We start from the raw sequence: 15,592 nt of genomic DNA, 5'->3' as shown, positions 1-15,592 counted from the left end.
CGCTCCGCAGGGAATGACGGGCGAACGAAGGGCGCATAGGCGGGCGGCCGGACGGAGGGGGTCCGGCATCTGGCACCGCGTCAATCAGCAACAGGCACACGCACATAAGCGGTCCAACCGGGCTGAGAATAGGGTGAGATGAAGCTACAGACCCGGCAGCGCGCGTCAAGCGGGTTGGGGGACTATCCGTGTTCCCAGCCAAGTGTGGCCGGTAATGGCACGGTTGCGCCGTCGATCATGAGGGTCAGGCCCGCCCCGGCACTGACATGGCCGATGCGGATGGCGCGGACGGGGGGCGTTTCGCCGCGCGGCAGGGTGAAGAGCAGTTCATAATCGTCCCCGGCCTGGGCGGCGGCGATCTGTACCGCGGTGCTGGCCCCGCGCACGCTCTCCAGCGCGGGGGACAAGGGGATATGGTCGATGGTGATGGTGACGCCGCTGGCCTGCGCCATCCGCTGCGCGTCGATCAGCAGGCCGTCCGACAGGTCCATCATCGCGCTGGCGAGCGGGGCGATCAGCGCGCCTTCGGACAGGCGGGGGCGGGGGCGGCGATAGGCGTCGACCAGCGGGCCGGACGCGCCGGGATCGGCACGGGCAAGGGTGAGGCCGATGCCTGCGTCGCCGACCGGGCCAGTGACATAGAGCATGTCCCCCGGCTGCGCGCCGTCGCGCGTGGGGATGGGGCCGCCTGCCTCGCCGATCGCGGTCAGCGTGTAGCTGCGCGGCGCGCTATCGGGCATCTTGACCGTATCGCCGCCCAGCAGCGGCAGGCCATGGCGGTCAAGCGCGTCGCCCAGCCCGTCGAGAAAGGCGGCGTCCCACGCTTCGTCGCCCGACAGCGCATAGTTGAGCAGGCAGCCGACCGGCCGTGCGCCCTTGGCCGCGAGGTCGGACAGGTTCACGGCGGCGAGTTTCCAGCCAATGTCGGCGGGCGGATCGGTGGGGAGATAATGGACCTCCTCCACCATCGTGTCGCTGGTGAGGATGAGTTTCGTGTCGCCGACCGGCAGGATCGCGACGTCGTCCATCAACCCCTGCGCGGCGGGATGGTTGGCCAGCAGGCGCAGCAGGGCGAGGAAGCGGGATTCGGCGGACATGGCAGGAGTCTAGCCTTCTGACCATCAATCCGAAATGCTTTCATCCGTTCGTTTCGAGCGAAGTCGAGAAACGCCGCGCACAGGTTTCTCGACTTCGCTCGAAACGAACGGAGGGGGTTTTACTTCCGCGCGTCCTTGGCCACGGCATCCAGCAAGCCGTTGACGAAGCCGGATTCGCGCTTGTCGTAGAAGGCGTGGGCGACATCGACATATTCGCTGATGATCGTCGCAGTCGCGATGTCGGCGCGGGCCAGCAATTCATAGGTGCCCGCGCGCAGGATCTGGCGCATCGGCTTGTCGAGCCGGTCTAGGCTCCAGCCGCTCGACAGGCGGGCGACGATAAGCGCGTCGATCTCGTCGCGGCGCTTGTCCACGCCGGACACGATATCGTCGAAAAACGGCTCCTCCGCCGGGGCGTAGGTGACATCCTCGATCGTGGCGCCCAGGCGATGGGCATGGAATTCGTGCAGCAGGACATGGACGGGCGTACCCTCCATTTCGAGCTGGTACAGCGCCTGGACCGCGGCAAGGCGCGCGGCGGAGCGGGATTTGGAGCGTGCGTTCATAATGTCTTCCTTAGCCGTTCGGGCTGTTTTTACGAGTCGCTTGCCTCGAAAAATGTCGAAGCGGCTTCGCCTTCGGCTCTGCCCAGCCCTTCGACTTCGCTCAGGGCGAACGGAATTTATGTTAAACGGAGAGATACTGACGCCGCGTGCGCTGGCAGGCCTTCGGCCTGCGCCAGCGCCACAGCCGCCGGGCCGATCGCGCGGATCGCGGCATCGTCGAGGCTGAGGAAGCTGGTGCGTTTCATGAAGTCCAGCACCGACAGGCCCGACGAGAAGCGCGCGCGGCGGCCCGTGGGCAGGACGTGGTTCGGCCCGGCGACATAATCGCCGACCGCTTCGGGCGTCATGCGACCCAGGAAAACCGATCCGGCGTGCCGTACCTTGGCGAACAGCGCGTCAGGATCGTCCACCGCGAGTTCGAGATGTTCGGCGGCGAGGCGGTTGACCAGCGGCATCGCCTCTTCAAAATCACGCACGACGATGATCGCGCCATTGGCGGCCCAGCTGGCGCGGGCGACCTTTTCCGTGGCGAGCTGGCCAAGCCGCCCGTCGACCGCGCGATCGACCGCATCGGCAAAGGCTGCGTCATCGGTGAACAGGATCGACTGGCTGGTCGGGTCATGTTCCGACTGGCTGAGCAAGTCGGCGGCGATCCAGTCGGGATTATTCCTGCCGTCCGCGACGACGACGATTTCGGACGGCCCGGCGACCATGTCGATGCCGACCACGCCGTAAAGCTGGCGCTTGGCTTCGGCGACCCAGGCATTGCCGGGGCCGGTGATGACGTCCACCGGGGCAATTCGATCCGTGCCATAGGCGAGCGCGGCGACGGCCTGCGCCCCGCCGACGCGCCAGATTTCTTCTATACCCGCAATCTGCGCGGCGGCCAGCACCAGCGGGTTGATCTCCCCATTGGGGGTGGGCGTGACCATCGCGATGCGCTGCACGCCCGCGACCTTGGCCGGAATGACGTTCATCAGCAGCGAACTGGGATAGGCGGCGCGCCCGCCCGGTACATAGAGGCCCGCTGCGTCGACCGCGCTCCAGCGCGCGCCCAGGCGCACGCCCGCGCTGTCCACGCCGTCGCTGTCCACGGGCTTCTGCTTTTCATGATAGGCGGTGATGCGCGCGGCGGCGAGTTCGAGCGCGTCGCGCAGCGGGGTGGAGAGCGTGTCGAGCGCGGCGCGGGTTTCCGTCGCCGTCACGGCCCATCCGGTGACGTTCAGGTCATGATGGTCGAAACGCTGCGTATAGTCGGCCAGCGCTGCGTCCCCGTTCGCGCGCACGGCCTTCAATATGGCGGTCACGTCGCGCGAGACATCTTCATCGGCTTCGCGGCGCGCGTCGACCAAGTCGGTGAAGGCGGCGGCGAAATCGGGCGCGGTGGTGGTGAGGCGCTGGGTCATGGACGTGATCCTGACGCCAGAAAACCGCGTGCTCCCGCGCAGGCGGGAGCCCAGTCGACAGGGCGGAGCTGGGCTCCCGCCTGCGCGGGAGCACGGTAGTTCCGGTTATGCCGCATCCTTGACCCCCACGGCCTTGCGAAACGCCTCCACCATTGGCGCGAGTTCGGCCGAGCGCATCTTGAAGGCGGCGCGGTTGACGATCAGGCGGGCGGAAATGGGCATGATGATGTCGGTTTCGACAAGGCCATTGGCCTTGAGCGTCGCGCCCGACGAGACAAGATCGACGATACGACGCGACAGGCCGAGCGAGGGGGCCAGTTCCATCGCACCGTTCAGCTTGACGCATTCCGCCTGAAGCCCGCGCGCTTCATAATATTTGCGCGTCAGGTGCGGATATTTGGTGGCGACGCGGACATGGCTGATCGCGGCTTCATCTTCATCGGCCAGATCGGCTGGCTGCGCGACCGACAGGCGGCAATGGCCGATGTCGAGGTCGACCGGCGCGTAGAGTTCGGAATAGTCGAATTCCTCGACCACGTCGGAGCCGACAATGCCGATCTGCGCCGCGCCATGGGCGACGAAGGTGGCGACGTCAAACGCGCGCACGCGGATGATCGAGACATTGGCGTGATTTGTCGCGAAGCGGAGCGCCCGGCTCTTCTTGTCATGAAATTCCGCCTCCGGCTCGATACCGGCTTTGGCGAGCAAGGGCAGCGCTTCATCGAGGATGCGGCCCTTGGGAATGGCGAAGGTGAGGGTGCGAGTCATGACGCGCGGGCCTTAGCGGGGCCGGGGGGGAGGGCAAGGATTTGGGGATGGAGAAGCGGGACGACGACATTTGCGGCGAAGTATGACTCAAGATATTGAGTGAACCGAGATGAGGCGGAGAGTAACAGTGGATGAGGGCATCCTTGGGCCTATAGTCGGATTAGCCGTATCAACGATCGCCGGATGGCAGCTGCTGCAAGGCTTCCGGGGCGGCATAATGCAAACCCCTTACTGGGGTTTTACCATGACAGGCCGCAGACAAGATCAGCCATTTCGTTTCTGGTTGCTCACTCTGCTTCTCGCCTTCTGGATGATTTGCGGCATGGCATTATGCATCGGCGTGCTGTTTTTCCCGAACGGTATTGCTACGTAAATTATATCCATTTGTGTCATCCCGGCGGAAGCCGGGATCCCACTTCTTCTGTGGCTCGCGAAGAAAAGCGGGATGCCGGGTCAAGCCCGGCATGACGAGGTGGTGGAGGTTACGCCACTTCCGCCATCGCGCTCTGCGTGCTGGCGATCCAGCCGCCGCCCAGCACATGGTCGCCGTCATAGAGCACAGCCGCCTGTCCCGGCGCGACGCCATATTCGGGGGCGTCGAACAGGAGTTGTCCGTCCACCAGTCGCGCGGGCACGGGTTTGGCCATAGACCGCACCTTGGCCGTCAGTGGCCCGGCAAAGTCGCGGCCCAGCCAGTTGATGTCGGTGAGGGTCGCGCCCGATACCGCCAGTGCGGCCTTTGGTCCCACGATCACGCGCTTGCCCGCCGCATCCAGGCGGATGACGTAGAGCGGATCGGGCTGGCCGCCGATTTCCAGCCCCTTGCGCTGGCCGACGGTGAAATGGATCATGCCCTTGTGCCGGCCCAGCACGCGGCCATCGACATGGACGATGTCGCCGCCTTCGTCCGCGTCGGGGCGCAGTTTACGCACGATTTTCGCATAATCGCCGTCGGGGACGAAGCAGATGTCTTGGCTGTCGGGCTTCAAGGCTACGGCCAGCCCCAGTTCGGCGGCGATTTCGCGCACCTGCGGCTTGGGCAGGGCGCCCAAGGGAAAGCGCAGATAATCAAGCTGCGCCTGGGTGGTGGCGAAGAGGAAATAGCTCTGGTCGCGGGCGGGATCGGCGGCGCGGTGTAACTCTGCGCCCTGCGGCCCCTCCACCCGGCGGACATAATGGCCGGTGGCAAGGCAGTCTGCCCCAAGGTCGCGCGCGATCTGGAACAGGTCAGTGAATTTCACCCCCATATTGCATTTGACGCAAGGGATAGGGGTGCGCCCGGCCATATATTCGTCGGCAAAGTCGGCAATCACGGATTCGCGAAAGCGGCTTTCATAATCGAACACATAATGGGCGATGCCGATGCGGTCCGCCACGGCGCGCGCGTCGCGTATGTCCTGCCCGGCGCAGCAACTTCCCGTGCGGCCAACCGCCGCGCCATGATCGTAAAGCTGGAGCGTGACGCCGATCACTTCCGCGCCGGTTTTGGCGGCGAGCGCGGCGACGACCGAGGAATCGACGCCGCCGGACATGGCGACGACGATGCGCCGCGCGTCAAGCGGACCTGCCAACTGGAATTGGGCTAGCTGAAACTCTGGCTGCATGGCTGTGCCTATAGGGATGATGGGCGTCGGGTGCCAGTGTTTCAGCTTTGCGACGAAGCGAGCGCGCATTTACCGACCCTTATCCATTGCCGCGTAGAAGCAGCGTCATGGATTTGAGTTTTCTTAGGACAGGCGGGCTTACCCCCGCCCATGCCAGACCCCTTGGCCGCGGACGCGTGCCGGTCTGGCCGTTCCTGCGCGCCGCCTGTGCGGCACAGCAGGCGGCCAGCCCGACGGCGCTGGCGGTTGCGGGCGTCCTGCGGGGGCAGGATGGAACGGAAGACTGGATTCAGGAACTGGCGGGAATTTTCGCGCCACGTTCCAGCGGCATGATCGAGGCCGTTCGGCTTGCAGGAAGCTTTAATCCGCTGATCGCGAACCGTTTAGCTGTGGGGAAAGGATGATGAAGGTGGCGTTTACCTTGGCGCTTTAGCCGTTCTTCAGGGCTGAACATATATCAAGGTTTCGCTGCTGGATTTGACAACGCCAGCGCCGCTTTTGAGGGTAGTAATGATTGAAAACCAGAAAATACGACCAGCCCAGGTCGTCGGGCCGCTCGGAGAACCGCTGACGCTGGACAGCCTGCCGCCACCGGACACGACCCGATGGGTCGTGCGGCGCAAGGCCGAAGTCGTGTCGGCCGTCAACGGCGGGTTGCTGACCGTGGATGAAGCGTGCGCGCGCTATAATCTGACGCTGGAAGAATTTGCCGGCTGGCAGCGGGCGGTCGACCGGTCGGGCATGCATGGCCTGCGCGTGACGCGCATCCAATATTATAAATCCCTCTATGAACGGCAGCAGAAATATTAATCTGTCGCCCAGGCATCGGTGATGCAGCATGAAAAGGGGCCGCCGGACAGCATCCGGCGGCCCCTTTTGCGTGAGGGCCGGTCCTGAAACGCGTCCTTGCGCAGCCGCACCGATAGCGGCCGGGTGGCGCTGAAATGGTCGGCGGCGGCAAAACCGCCTGTAACGACGCGGGACGGGGATGGTTTCCCGCCCGGAATCATTTTTGGCTCATGGAACGCTCCGCCCCGTGCACCGTTAATCCCGCAGCACCCAACCCGCTGGGGGCGTGGTCAAGGAGATTAACATGGGCATCATTATGTGGCTTATCGTCGGAGGCATCATCGGCTGGCTCGCCAGCATGATCATGCGGACCGACGCGCAGCAGGGCATCCTGCTCAATATCGTCGTCGGCGTCGTCGGCGCGTTCATCGGCGGCATGATTTTCAGCGGCGGTTCGATCAACAATGCCGGCCTGTCGCTGTACAGCTTCCTGGTGTCGCTGGTCGGCGCAGTCATCCTGCTGGCGATCGTCAATCTGGTCCGTCGCGGGTCGGTGCGCTAACCGCACCCCTGAAAAGACTGACCACCCAAAAGACCGTGCCCCCAACCGGGCGCGGTCTTTTCATTATGTCCCGCCTATCGTCGCGCGGCGAACCAGCGATAGAGCGCCAACACGGCGACCGATCCCAATATGGCGGCGATGAAACCTGCCCGCTCACCCGGCGCGTAGAAGCCCGCGAGTCGGCCGACGAAGCCCGCCAGCAGGGCACCGGCGATCCCCAGCAGGATCGTGACGATACAGCCGCCAGGATCGCGCCCCGGCATGATCAGCTTTGCGATTGCCCCCGCCAGCAGGCCGATGATGATCCAACCCAGCAAGTCCATGGCCCGCTCCTCCCTGTTGATCTTCGCGCCCACGCGCATAGCGCCATAATCGGGCGCTTTTGGCAAATGAATCCACTGACGGGCGGAAATTGCAAATGATTGCGCTAACAATACCGCCTGCCCTTTCCACCGTTCCGGTTTATACAATCGCGCAATATCGCTTTGCCCTCCCCCTTTGACCCATGATATTGGGGGTTGAGGCCGGTGCTATATTGATATAATACAGTTGCTGGATGGCGAAGCGCCGGAGAGACAGAATCGCATGAATTACGAAACCCAGGTCACGGCCGACTCAGCGGTCGTCATCGACGATGAGGATGCGCGTGCGCGCAAGCGGCGGCTGTTGCTGGTCGCGGCGGTGGTCATCGTGGCGCTGGTCGGCGGTGCGGTATGGATTTCGACCAGGGGTGGCGGCGCCGCAGCGCCTGCGGTCACCGCACAGGTGCCCGTCGTCACCGTTAACAGCCCCGGTCAGTCGACCGTCGCGCGCACGGTGACCGCCACCGGATCACTTGCCGCGCGGATCGACATGCCGGTCGGCGTCGTGGGTGAAGGCGGCATGGTCACCCGCGTATTGGTGCAGCCGGGCGACTGGGTTCGCGCCGGGCAGGTGCTGGCCGTGATCGAACGGTCGGTGCAGGCGCAGCAGGTCAATTCGCTCGCCGCGCAGGTCGATGTGGCCCGTGCCGACGCCAAGCTGGCGCAGGCGCAGCTGGATCGCGCCAAGGCGCTGGTCGGGCGTGGTTTCATTAGCGCAGCGGACATCGACCAGCGCACCGCGACGCGCGACGCGGCCATGGCCCGCGTCAATGTCGCCGTCGCCCAGCTGGCCGAACAGCGCGCCCGCACCGGGCGGCTGGATATTCGCGCGCCCGCCAACGGCCTGGTGCTGACCCGCGCGGTCGAGCCGGGGCAGATTGTGGGCTCTGGCAGCGGCGTGCTGTTCCGCATGGCCAAGGATGGCGAGATGGAATTGCTGGCGCAGGTGGCCGAGGGCGACCTGGCGACGCTGCGTCCGGGCAATAGCGCCATCGTGACCCCCGTGGGGGGCAATGACCAGTTTGCCGGACGGGTATGGCAGGTTTCGCCTGTGGTCGATCCGCAGACGCGGCAGGGCATCGCCCGCATCGCGCTCCCCTATCAGCCCGCGATCCGGCCGGGCGGCTTTGCGTCCGTCACGATCACCAGCGGATCGGGCAACGCGCCCTTGCTGCCGGAATCGGCGGTGCAGAGTGATCCCAAGGGCAATTATGTCTATGTCGTCAATGCCAAGAATGAAGTCGAACGGCGCAACGTGACCGTGGGTCAGGTGTCGGAGGCCGGCGTTGCCGTGACGAGCGGCATCACGGGCAATGAAAAGATCGTGACGTCGGCCGGCGCCTTCCTGACGCCGGGACAGAAGGTCAAGCCGGAGCGCCTGAAGGCTTCGTAAGAATATTCGGCGGCCCGCATCGGGGCGGCTGTGCGACGGAATGAACGGACGGATTGCGTCCGGCGAAGGAAGCTGTAGCCCATGAATTTTCGCAATATATCGGCTTGGGCCATTCGCAATCCGGTGACGCCGCTCGTCATGTTCGCGGCGCTGTTGCTGGCTGGTCTGGTCAGCTTCAGCCGGATGGACATCAACAATAATCCCGATGTCAGCTTCCCGATGGTCAGCGTGGTCGTCAGCCAGCCCGGCGCGGCCCCGACCGAACTGGAAACCCAGGTGACCCAGCGGGTCGAAGCGGCGGTGCGCGGCATCAGCGGGGTCGACGAAATCACGTCCTTCGTGTCCGAAGGCCGATCGCTCAGCAACATCCAGTTCGCGATCGGCACGCCTGTCGACCGGGCGGTCAACGACGTCAAGAACGCTGTCGATCAGATCCGCAGCGACTTGCCCGACGGCATATTGGAACCGCAGGTTACCCGCGTCGACATCGACGGCGGGCCGATCGCCTATTTCAGCGCCGAAGCGACCGACATGACGCTGGAGGAACTGTCCTGGTATGTCGACAATACGGTCGCAAAACGGTTGCGGTCGGTCAGCGGCATGGCGGCGGTCAACCGCGGCGGCGGGGTGAGCCGCGAAATCCGGGTCATTCTGGACCCGGCCAAATTGCAGGCGTTCGGCATCACCGCGGCGCAGGTGAACCAGCAGCTCAATCAGGTCAATCTGAACGCAGCGGGCGGGCGCACCGAAATCGCAGGCGCCGAACAGTCGATCCGCGTGCTGGGCAACGCCGCCAATGCGCGCGACCTGGGCGCGACGCAGATCGCCATCAGCGGCGGACGCACGGTCAAGCTGGCCGACATAGCCGATGTGCGCGACATGTATGCCGAACAGCGCAGCCTGTCGCTGATGAACGGGCGCCAGGTCACCAGCTTCAGCCTGGAAAAGGCCAAGGGATCGTCCGACGTCACTGTCTATGACGATGCGATGAAGGAACTGGAAAAGCTGAAAAAGGAAAACCCCAAGGTTACCTACAAGCAGCTTTATACCAGCGTCGATTATACCAGGGAGCAATATCATAGCGCGATGGCCGCGATGATCGAGGGCGCGGTGCTGGCCGTGGTCGTCGTGTTCCTGTTCCTGCGCGATTGGCGCGCAACGATGATTTCGGCCCTGGCCATCCCGTTGTCGGCCATCCCGACCTTCTGGTTCATGGACATGCTGGGCTTTACGCTGAACGGCATTTCCTTGCTGGCGCTCAGCCTGGTGGCCGGTGTGCTGGTCGACGATGCGATCGTGGAGATCGAGAATATCGTGCGGCATATGCGGATGGGCAAAAGCGCCTATCAGGCGTCCATCGATGCGGCTGACGAGATCGGCCTGGCCGTGCTGGCGACGACGATGGCGATCGTCGCTGTGTTCCTGCCCGTCGCGCTGATGCCGGGGATTTCCGGGCAGTTCTTCATCCAGTTCGGCATGACCGTGGTCGTATCGGTTCTCATGAGCCTGGCGGTCGCGCGCCTGATCACGCCGATGATCGCCGCCTATTTCCTCAAGGCCCATGGCGCGGAAAGCCATGGCGAGGGGTGGTTGATGGATCGCTATATGGCGGTGCTGCGCTGGTCGCTCGACGAACGCCGCGCCATCGCCCATCGCGCGCGGGGCGGCTGGCGTCGTTTCACCAGTGTTTTCCTGGACCACCGGATGTGGACGGTCGGCTTCGGCTTCCTGGCGTTCATCGCCACGATTGCCGCCTTCGCCACGCTGCCGATGACGTTCCAGCCGGTCATCAACACCGATTTCAGCCAGGTGAAGATTGAAACCGTGCCGGGCAGCACATTGGCGCAGACCACCGCCATCACGCGCAAGGTGGCCGATATGCTGGCCGCCGACAGCGATGTGGTGGAAGCTGCCTTTGCCGATATTGAAACCACCAGTGCCGACATATTCCTGACGCTGAAAAAGGATCGCCCCATCTCTTCGGTGGAATGGGAACGCAAGGTTGCGCCCAAATTCCAGACGATTGCGGACGCGCGGGTGAATTTCCAGTCGCAGTCGGGCGGCGGCTTTGGTCGCGACATCATCCTGATGTTCGGCTCTGACGATCCGGTAAAACTGGAGTCGGTGGCCAATCAACTGGTCGCGGAAATGTCCAAGATCCGCGAACTGCGCGCGCCGCGCGTGCAGGGCGACATGCAGCGCCCCGAAATCATCATCAAGCCGCGCCTGGACCTGGCCGCCAGCATGGGGGTGACCACTGCGGCGCTGAGCCAGACGATCCGTATCGCCACGATCGGTGAGATTGACCAGAACAGCGCGAAATTCTCTCTGTCGGACCGCCAGATTCCGATCCGCGTGTCGATCGCCGAGGATAGCCGCAAGGATTTCAGCACGATCGAAAATATGCCCGTACCCACCATCAATGGCGGATCGGTGCCGTTGAAGGTGGTCGCCGACATCAGCTTTGGCGCGGGACCGACGCAGATCCGTCGCTATAACCAGATCAGGCGCATCGTCGTAGGCGCCGATCTGGCGCCGGGCATCGTGACCAGCGAAGGCATGGCCAAGCTCAACGCTTTGCCGCTGATGAAGGCGATCAACGAAGGCCGCGTGCCGGGCGTGCAGAAGATCAATGCGGGTGACGCCAAGTGGCAGCTGGAAATGCTCCAGAATTTCGCCATCGCCGTGGTGTCGGGCATATTGCTGGTGCTGGCGGTGCTGGTGCTGCTCTACAAGCGGATCATGCCGCCCTTCGTCAATCTGGGGTCGCTGCTGCTTGCGCCCCTTGGCGGCGCGCTGGCGCTGCATGTCGCGGGGCAGCCGCTGTCGATGCCGGTGTTCATCGGCCTGCTGATGCTGCTGGGGATCGTGGCCAAAAACTCCATTCTCGTCATCGACTTCGCGCTGGAGGAGATGGAGAAGGGCGTGCCCAAGTTCGAGGCGATCATGGATGCAGGTCATAAGCGCGCCCAGCCGATCGTCATGACCACCGTGGCGATGGTCGCGGGCATGGTGCCCACGGCCCTGTCGCTGTCGGGCGATGGCGCCTGGCGCGCGCCGATGGGCATTACCGTGATCGGCGGGCTGATCCTGTCCACCGTGCTGACGCTGGTGATCGTCCCTGCGACCTTCAGCCTGGCGATCGCGATCGAAAGCTGGGTCGGGCCGCGCCTGGGCCGGGGGCTGCTGACCTACAAGCCGGGCGACGACAAGGAGACGCCGGGGCACGTGCAACCGGCGGAATGACGCGGGCGGTGCCCTTCCCAAAAGAACGCTTTGCCTGAACGAAACGGCGGCGTAACCGTTGGGGAGCCATGAAGCTGCTCCGCGTCCCCCGGTCCATCGGCGAAAGCCAGCCCAATCCCGCGCGACGGATGCGGCTGCTGGCGACGGGCATGTTGCTGGCGATGGCGGCGTTGTTCATCGCCGCGCGCAGCACCGTGCACATGCACCCGGCCATCGGCTTCGTACAGGCCTTTGCCGAAGCGGCGATGGTCGGTGGCCTGGCCGACTGGTTCGCGGTCACGGCCCTGTTCCGCCATCCGCTGGGCCTGCCCATTCCGCACACCGCGATCATTCCGCGCAACAAGGACCGGATCGGCGATACGCTGGCCCTGTTCCTGCGCGACAATTTCCTGACCCCCGCCGTGGTCGCGCGGCGGATGCGCGGCATGGATGTCGCGGCGGCGGCGGGGCGGTTCCTGGCCAGCCCGTCGGCGGGCGACGGGCGGCTGCGCGAGGGTGCATCGCGCCTGATCGCCGATATGCTGGAGGCGCTGGACCAGGAACGGCTGGGCGGCATGGTCAAGGGCGCGATCGGCCAGCGGCTGCGCGGCATCAATGTCGGCCCGCTGGTGGGGCAGGCGATCGAGGCGGCGATGCGCGACGGTCGCCATGCGCCGGTGATGGACGGCATCATCCATTGGGCCGATCGTACGCTGGAAGCGAACGACCATCTGATCCGCCAGATGGTGCATTACAAGGCGGGCAAGCTGTTGCGATGGACGGGGCTGGACGAAAATCTGGCCAATGCGATCATCGACGGGCTGCGCAAGATGCTGGCGGAAATGGCGGCCGATCCGGGGCACAGCTTGCGCTTGAAGGCCGAAGAGGGGATGGCGAAGCTGGCGTTCGACCTCCAGTTCGACATCGAGATGCAGGCGAAGGCGGCGCAGATCCGCGACGAGATTCTCGACAATCCGGCGATGCAGCGCTGGATCGACGGATTGTGGGAACAGGCGCGCGGCGGCCTGCTGCGCGCGGTGCGCGATCCGGGCAAGGCGATGGCCGGGCGGCTGGGCGAGGCGCTGCGCCAATTGGGTGGTACGTTGCAGGAGGATGCGCGGCTGCGCCACGTCATCAACCGCTTTGTTCGGCGCGCGGCGGTGGGGGCGACCGCGACCTATGGCGACGCCATCGTCCGGCTGGTGAGCGACACGGTGCGTGGCTGGGACGCGGGCACCATCACCAACCGGCTGGAGGGCGCGGTGGGCCGCGACCTGCAATATATCCGCATCAACGGCACGCTGGTCGGCGGGCTGGTCGGCCTGGTGATCCACACTGTCGACACGCTATTCTGAACGCGCTGATCCGGCCCCCATGTATCGCTAAAAATCATGTTGCATCATATCATTGAAACATGATGTAATATGTCACGCACCGTTCAAAAGCGGACGGGCGGGAGAGGAGTCGGGCAATGCGTTTGAGCATCATGCAGGCAGCTATCGGACATAGGCATATAGCAGGCGGAGGCGACAAGCCGGCACCGTCGGGCTATCGCGGCGGCACCGGATCATCGGTTGGCATTGGCGGCGCGATCGCCGTTCACGCGCTGGTGATCGGGGCGTGGCTGCTGATCCCCAAAGAGGTAATCGATACGGTGATCACGCGCCCGTTCGAGACCTATGCCGTGCCGGAGGAGAAAGCGCCGCCGCCAGAGCCTGTCGAAACGACGATCGAGCAGCCGATCAGGACTCGCCCGACCCAGCAGCAGCCGACAACTGCCGACGCGATCGTGACTGGGGCGCAGGGCGATCCGGTCGTGATCGGCAGCGCCGGGACAGGGGAGGGGATTGATCCTGGTCCCACCATCATCCTGCCGCCTGCCGATCCGCCCCGCGCGCCGGTGCTGGTCGACGCGGGTATCGATCCGCGCGCGCTGCCCCAGTTCCAGCCCGATTATCCCGGCGCCATGATCCGGCAGGGGCTGGAAGGATCGGTGACGGTGCGGGTGACTATCAATGCCGAAGGGCGCGTGACAGACATTGCGCGGGTGTCGGCGACGGATGAGAGCTTCTGGCTGGCGACCCAGCGCCATGCGCTGCGCAAATGGCGCTTCCGCCCCGCCACGCGGGACGGCGTGCCGGTGGCGACGACGAAGATAATGACCGTGCGGTTCACATTGACGGACCGATAGATGTTTTTGCGCCCCGCCCGCCAGCGGGAGGGGTTGGGGGAAGCGCGACGGCAATTGCCGTGCCTTCCCCCTTTTGCATCCGGGCGCGGCCTGCACTATATGGGCGATATGGCGATTTTTCCCCGTCCCGTTTCCCCCAAGAGCGCGCTAGGCGATCTGTGGGGCTATTTCCGGCAGCCGCGCCAGCATAAATGGCCGCTGCTGGGGGTTTCCATGGCGTTCACCTGGGTCATCGTGTGGGCGTTCATCACTGATGCCAACACCAACACCATGCCGACGCGCAACAAGATCATCTATTTTCAGAGCTGGGACGCGAATCGCAGCGATGCCGCGATCATCCTGCAACAGAAAATGGACCTGGCCCGGCGCGACGCCATACTGCAGAAAAAGCAGGTGGAGATGCAGAAGATTGCCGATGCGTTCGGCATCGACTGGCGCGCTGACGAGGCCCGCAACACTGCGCGGCGCAAGGAAGCGGTCAAGCAGATCAACGCCATGCTCGACCAGCGGCTGGTGAAGGCAGAGGCGGAGGTCCAGCCAAAGCCTTCATCCGAACCGGAAGTCGCCAAGCCCTGAGCCAGACGTCGACGTCCGCCGCCGACCGGCGCTACATGGCCGCCGCCATCGCATTGTCGGGGCGCGGGCGCGGCCTTTCCACCCCCAATCCCAATGTCGGCTGCCTGATCGTCCGGCACGATCGGGTCGTGGGGCGGGGCTGGACCCAGAAGGGGGGGCGACCCCATGCCGAGGCGCAGGCGCTGGCGCAGGCGATGGAGCAAGCCCATGGCGCGACCGCCTATGTGACGCTGGAACCCTGTTTTCATCTGTCCCCGCGCGGGCCGCGCTGCGCCGACCTGCTGGCGCGCGCAGGCGTCGCGCGGGTGGTGATCGCGCTGCGCGATCCTGATCCGCGCACCGATGGGCAGGGTGCGGCCTGGCTGCGCGAACGCGGCGTGACGGTTGAGATGGGGCTGATGGCGGCGCAAGCGGCGCGCGCGATGGCGGGCTTCGTCCTGCGCCAGACGCGGGGGCGGCCGCATGTGACGCTGAAACTGGGCCTGTCGCTCGATGGGCGGATCGCGTTGGCGGATGGGTCCAGCCGCTGGATCACCGGGCCTGACGCGCGCGCCCACGCCCATGTCGAACGCGCCCGGCATGATGCGATCGTGGTCGGCGGCGGCACGTTGCGCGCCGATGCGCCGGGGCTGGACGTGCGGCTGGCGGGGCTGGAGGATCGTTCGCCGCGCCGGGTGCTGCTGAGCCGCAGCGACGCGCCTGTCGGCTGGGAGCGGATCGGCGCGCCCGAAGAGATAGCGGCGCTCGACCGGGTCGATCATCTGCTGGTGGAGGGGGGGGCGGAAACGGCTGCGGCCTTTTTGCGGGCGGGGCTGGTCGACCGGTTGCTGCTGTATCGCGCGCCGATCCTGATCGGTGCGGGGCTGGCAGGAATCGGCGACATTGGCCTTGCGGACTTGGCCCATGCGCATGGCCGCTGGCGGCTGACCGACGAACGGCGGCTGGGCGTTGATCGTCTGGAGGTTTACGAGGCGGTGTCGAGCGCTTAGAGGAACGACCAACTCATCCCGTTCGGGCTGAGCGGGGCTTCGACTTCGCTCGGGGTGAACGGAC

At 65.1% G+C, this 15,592-nt stretch carries 16 protein-coding genes; 10 read left to right on the top strand and 6 right to left on the bottom strand.

Annotation, left to right across the window (positions count from 1 at the left end; translation table 11 throughout):
* Positions 1–182: 182 nt before the first annotated feature.
* The 4 genes from thiL to hisG form a co-directional block, all read right to left on the bottom strand.
* A complete protein-coding gene (gene thiL, locus CJD35_RS04000) occupies positions 183–1,097 on the bottom strand; it encodes a thiamine-phosphate kinase (RefSeq protein ID WP_017181112.1) in 915 nt (304 codons plus the stop codon).
* A 119-nt stretch (positions 1,098–1,216) separates the two neighbouring features.
* The gene (gene nusB, locus CJD35_RS03995; RefSeq protein ID WP_086485770.1) at positions 1,217–1,663 is read right to left on the bottom strand and encodes a transcription antitermination factor NusB; all 447 of its coding nucleotides are present in this window, start codon (positions 1,661–1,663) and stop codon (positions 1,217–1,219) included.
* A 116-nt stretch (positions 1,664–1,779) separates the two neighbouring features.
* Positions 1,780–3,069, bottom strand: coding sequence for a histidinol dehydrogenase (gene hisD / locus CJD35_RS03990; protein ID WP_017184333.1), 1,290 nt, complete (start codon positions 3,067–3,069; stop codon positions 1,780–1,782).
* A gap of 105 nt (positions 3,070–3,174) precedes the next feature.
* Positions 3,175–3,837 (bottom strand): ATP phosphoribosyltransferase, encoded by a 663-nt coding sequence (gene hisG / locus CJD35_RS03985; protein ID WP_017184332.1) that lies wholly within the window; start codon positions 3,835–3,837, stop codon positions 3,175–3,177.
* A gap of 127 nt (positions 3,838–3,964) precedes the next feature.
* Here hisG and CJD35_RS03980 point away from each other — a divergent pair, with 127 nt between their 5' ends.
* A complete protein-coding gene (locus CJD35_RS03980) occupies positions 3,965–4,210 on the top strand; it encodes a hypothetical protein (protein WP_017184331.1) in 246 nt (81 codons plus the stop codon).
* A 109-nt stretch (positions 4,211–4,319) separates the two neighbouring features.
* Here the strand turns inward: CJD35_RS03980 and mnmA are convergent, their stop codons facing one another.
* Positions 4,320–5,441 carry a tRNA 2-thiouridine(34) synthase MnmA gene (gene mnmA / locus CJD35_RS03975; protein WP_017184330.1) on the bottom strand — a complete coding sequence of 374 codons (1,122 nt, stop codon included), beginning with the start codon at positions 5,439–5,441 and terminating at the stop codon, positions 4,320–4,322.
* Positions 5,442–5,617: 176 nt separating this feature from the next.
* On the opposite strand from mnmA, the gene CJD35_RS03970 reads away from it, so the two are divergent.
* The 3 genes from CJD35_RS03970 to CJD35_RS03955 all read left to right on the top strand — a co-directional run bounded on the left by CJD35_RS03970 (position 5,618) and on the right by CJD35_RS03955 (position 6,792).
* Positions 5,618–5,845 carry a hypothetical protein gene (locus CJD35_RS03970; RefSeq protein WP_017184329.1) on the top strand — a complete coding sequence of 76 codons (228 nt, stop codon included), beginning with the start codon at positions 5,618–5,620 and terminating at the stop codon, positions 5,843–5,845.
* 106 nt (positions 5,846–5,951) lie between these two features.
* Positions 5,952–6,251, top strand: a complete 300-nt coding sequence (gene sciP / locus CJD35_RS03965; protein WP_006952381.1) for a CtrA inhibitor SciP — start codon at positions 5,952–5,954, stop codon at positions 6,249–6,251.
* A gap of 283 nt (positions 6,252–6,534) precedes the next feature.
* On the top strand, positions 6,535–6,792 hold the full coding sequence (locus tag CJD35_RS03955) for a GlsB/YeaQ/YmgE family stress response membrane protein (protein ID WP_017184327.1): 258 nt from the start codon (positions 6,535–6,537) through the stop codon (positions 6,790–6,792).
* Positions 6,793–6,866: 74 nt separating this feature from the next.
* Here the strand turns inward: CJD35_RS03955 and CJD35_RS03950 are convergent, their stop codons facing one another.
* On the bottom strand, positions 6,867–7,115 hold the full coding sequence (locus CJD35_RS03950) for a GlsB/YeaQ/YmgE family stress response membrane protein (protein ID WP_026002607.1): 249 nt from the start codon (positions 7,113–7,115) through the stop codon (positions 6,867–6,869).
* Between the two features lie 262 nt (positions 7,116–7,377).
* On the opposite strand from CJD35_RS03950, the gene CJD35_RS03945 reads away from it, so the two are divergent.
* The 6 genes from CJD35_RS03945 (at position 7,378) to ribD (ending at position 15,528) form a co-directional block, all read left to right on the top strand.
* Positions 7,378–8,547 (top strand): efflux RND transporter periplasmic adaptor subunit, encoded by a 1,170-nt coding sequence (locus CJD35_RS03945; RefSeq protein WP_017184325.1) that lies wholly within the window; start codon positions 7,378–7,380, stop codon positions 8,545–8,547.
* 81 nt (positions 8,548–8,628) lie between these two features.
* Positions 8,629–11,793, top strand: coding sequence for an efflux RND transporter permease subunit (locus tag CJD35_RS03940; protein WP_017184324.1), 3,165 nt, complete (start codon positions 8,629–8,631; stop codon positions 11,791–11,793).
* A gap of 68 nt (positions 11,794–11,861) precedes the next feature.
* On the top strand, positions 11,862–13,127 hold the full coding sequence (locus CJD35_RS03935; RefSeq protein WP_017184323.1) for a DUF445 domain-containing protein: 1,266 nt from the start codon (positions 11,862–11,864) through the stop codon (positions 13,125–13,127).
* 116 nt (positions 13,128–13,243) lie between these two features.
* Positions 13,244–13,963 (top strand): energy transducer TonB, encoded by a 720-nt coding sequence (locus tag CJD35_RS03930; protein ID WP_017184322.1) that lies wholly within the window; start codon positions 13,244–13,246, stop codon positions 13,961–13,963.
* 99 nt (positions 13,964–14,062) lie between these two features.
* Entirely contained in the window at positions 14,063–14,539 is a 477-nt protein-coding gene (locus CJD35_RS03925) for a hypothetical protein (protein WP_017184321.1), read from the top strand.
* Between the two features lie 35 nt (positions 14,540–14,574).
* On the top strand, positions 14,575–15,528 hold the full coding sequence (gene ribD, locus CJD35_RS03920) for a bifunctional diaminohydroxyphosphoribosylaminopyrimidine deaminase/5-amino-6-(5-phosphoribosylamino)uracil reductase RibD (protein WP_095686799.1): 954 nt from the start codon (positions 14,575–14,577) through the stop codon (positions 15,526–15,528).
* The last annotated feature ends 64 nt before the right edge of the window (positions 15,529–15,592 follow it).

It is taken from the genome of Sphingobium xenophagum, assembly GCF_002288285.1.
Lineage (GTDB): Bacteria > Pseudomonadota > Alphaproteobacteria > Sphingomonadales > Sphingomonadaceae > Sphingobium > Sphingobium xenophagum.
Note: the sequence above shows the minus strand (reverse complement) of the source record. Positions and strands in the feature narration are given on the sequence as shown.

Coding starts and splice junctions, on each gene's coding strand:
- thiL (WP_017181112.1), bottom strand. CDS start 1,097: ATGTCCGCCGAATCCCGCTTCCTCGCCCTGCTGCGCCTGCTGGCCAAC.
- nusB (WP_086485770.1), bottom strand. CDS start 1,663: ATGAACGCACGCTCCAAATCCCGCTCCGCCGCGCGCCTTGCCGCGGTC.
- hisD (WP_017184333.1), bottom strand. CDS start 3,069: ATGACCCAGCGCCTCACCACCACCGCGCCCGATTTCGCCGCCGCCTTC.
- hisG (WP_017184332.1), bottom strand. CDS start 3,837: ATGACTCGCACCCTCACCTTCGCCATTCCCAAGGGCCGCATCCTCGAT.
- mnmA (WP_017184330.1), bottom strand. CDS start 5,441: ATGCAGCCAGAGTTTCAGCTAGCCCAATTCCAGTTGGCAGGTCCGCTT.
- sciP (WP_006952381.1), top strand. CDS start 5,952: ATGATTGAAAACCAGAAAATACGACCAGCCCAGGTCGTCGGGCCGCTC.
- CJD35_RS03955 (WP_017184327.1), top strand. CDS start 6,535: ATGGGCATCATTATGTGGCTTATCGTCGGAGGCATCATCGGCTGGCTC.
- CJD35_RS03950 (WP_026002607.1), bottom strand. CDS start 7,115: ATGGACTTGCTGGGTTGGATCATCATCGGCCTGCTGGCGGGGGCAATC.
- CJD35_RS03945 (WP_017184325.1), top strand. CDS start 7,378: ATGAATTACGAAACCCAGGTCACGGCCGACTCAGCGGTCGTCATCGAC.
- CJD35_RS03940 (WP_017184324.1), top strand. CDS start 8,629: ATGAATTTTCGCAATATATCGGCTTGGGCCATTCGCAATCCGGTGACG.
- CJD35_RS03935 (WP_017184323.1), top strand. CDS start 11,862: ATGAAGCTGCTCCGCGTCCCCCGGTCCATCGGCGAAAGCCAGCCCAAT.
- CJD35_RS03930 (WP_017184322.1), top strand. CDS start 13,244: ATGCGTTTGAGCATCATGCAGGCAGCTATCGGACATAGGCATATAGCA.
- CJD35_RS03925 (WP_017184321.1), top strand. CDS start 14,063: ATGGGCGATATGGCGATTTTTCCCCGTCCCGTTTCCCCCAAGAGCGCG.
- ribD (WP_095686799.1), top strand. CDS start 14,575: ATGGCCGCCGCCATCGCATTGTCGGGGCGCGGGCGCGGCCTTTCCACC.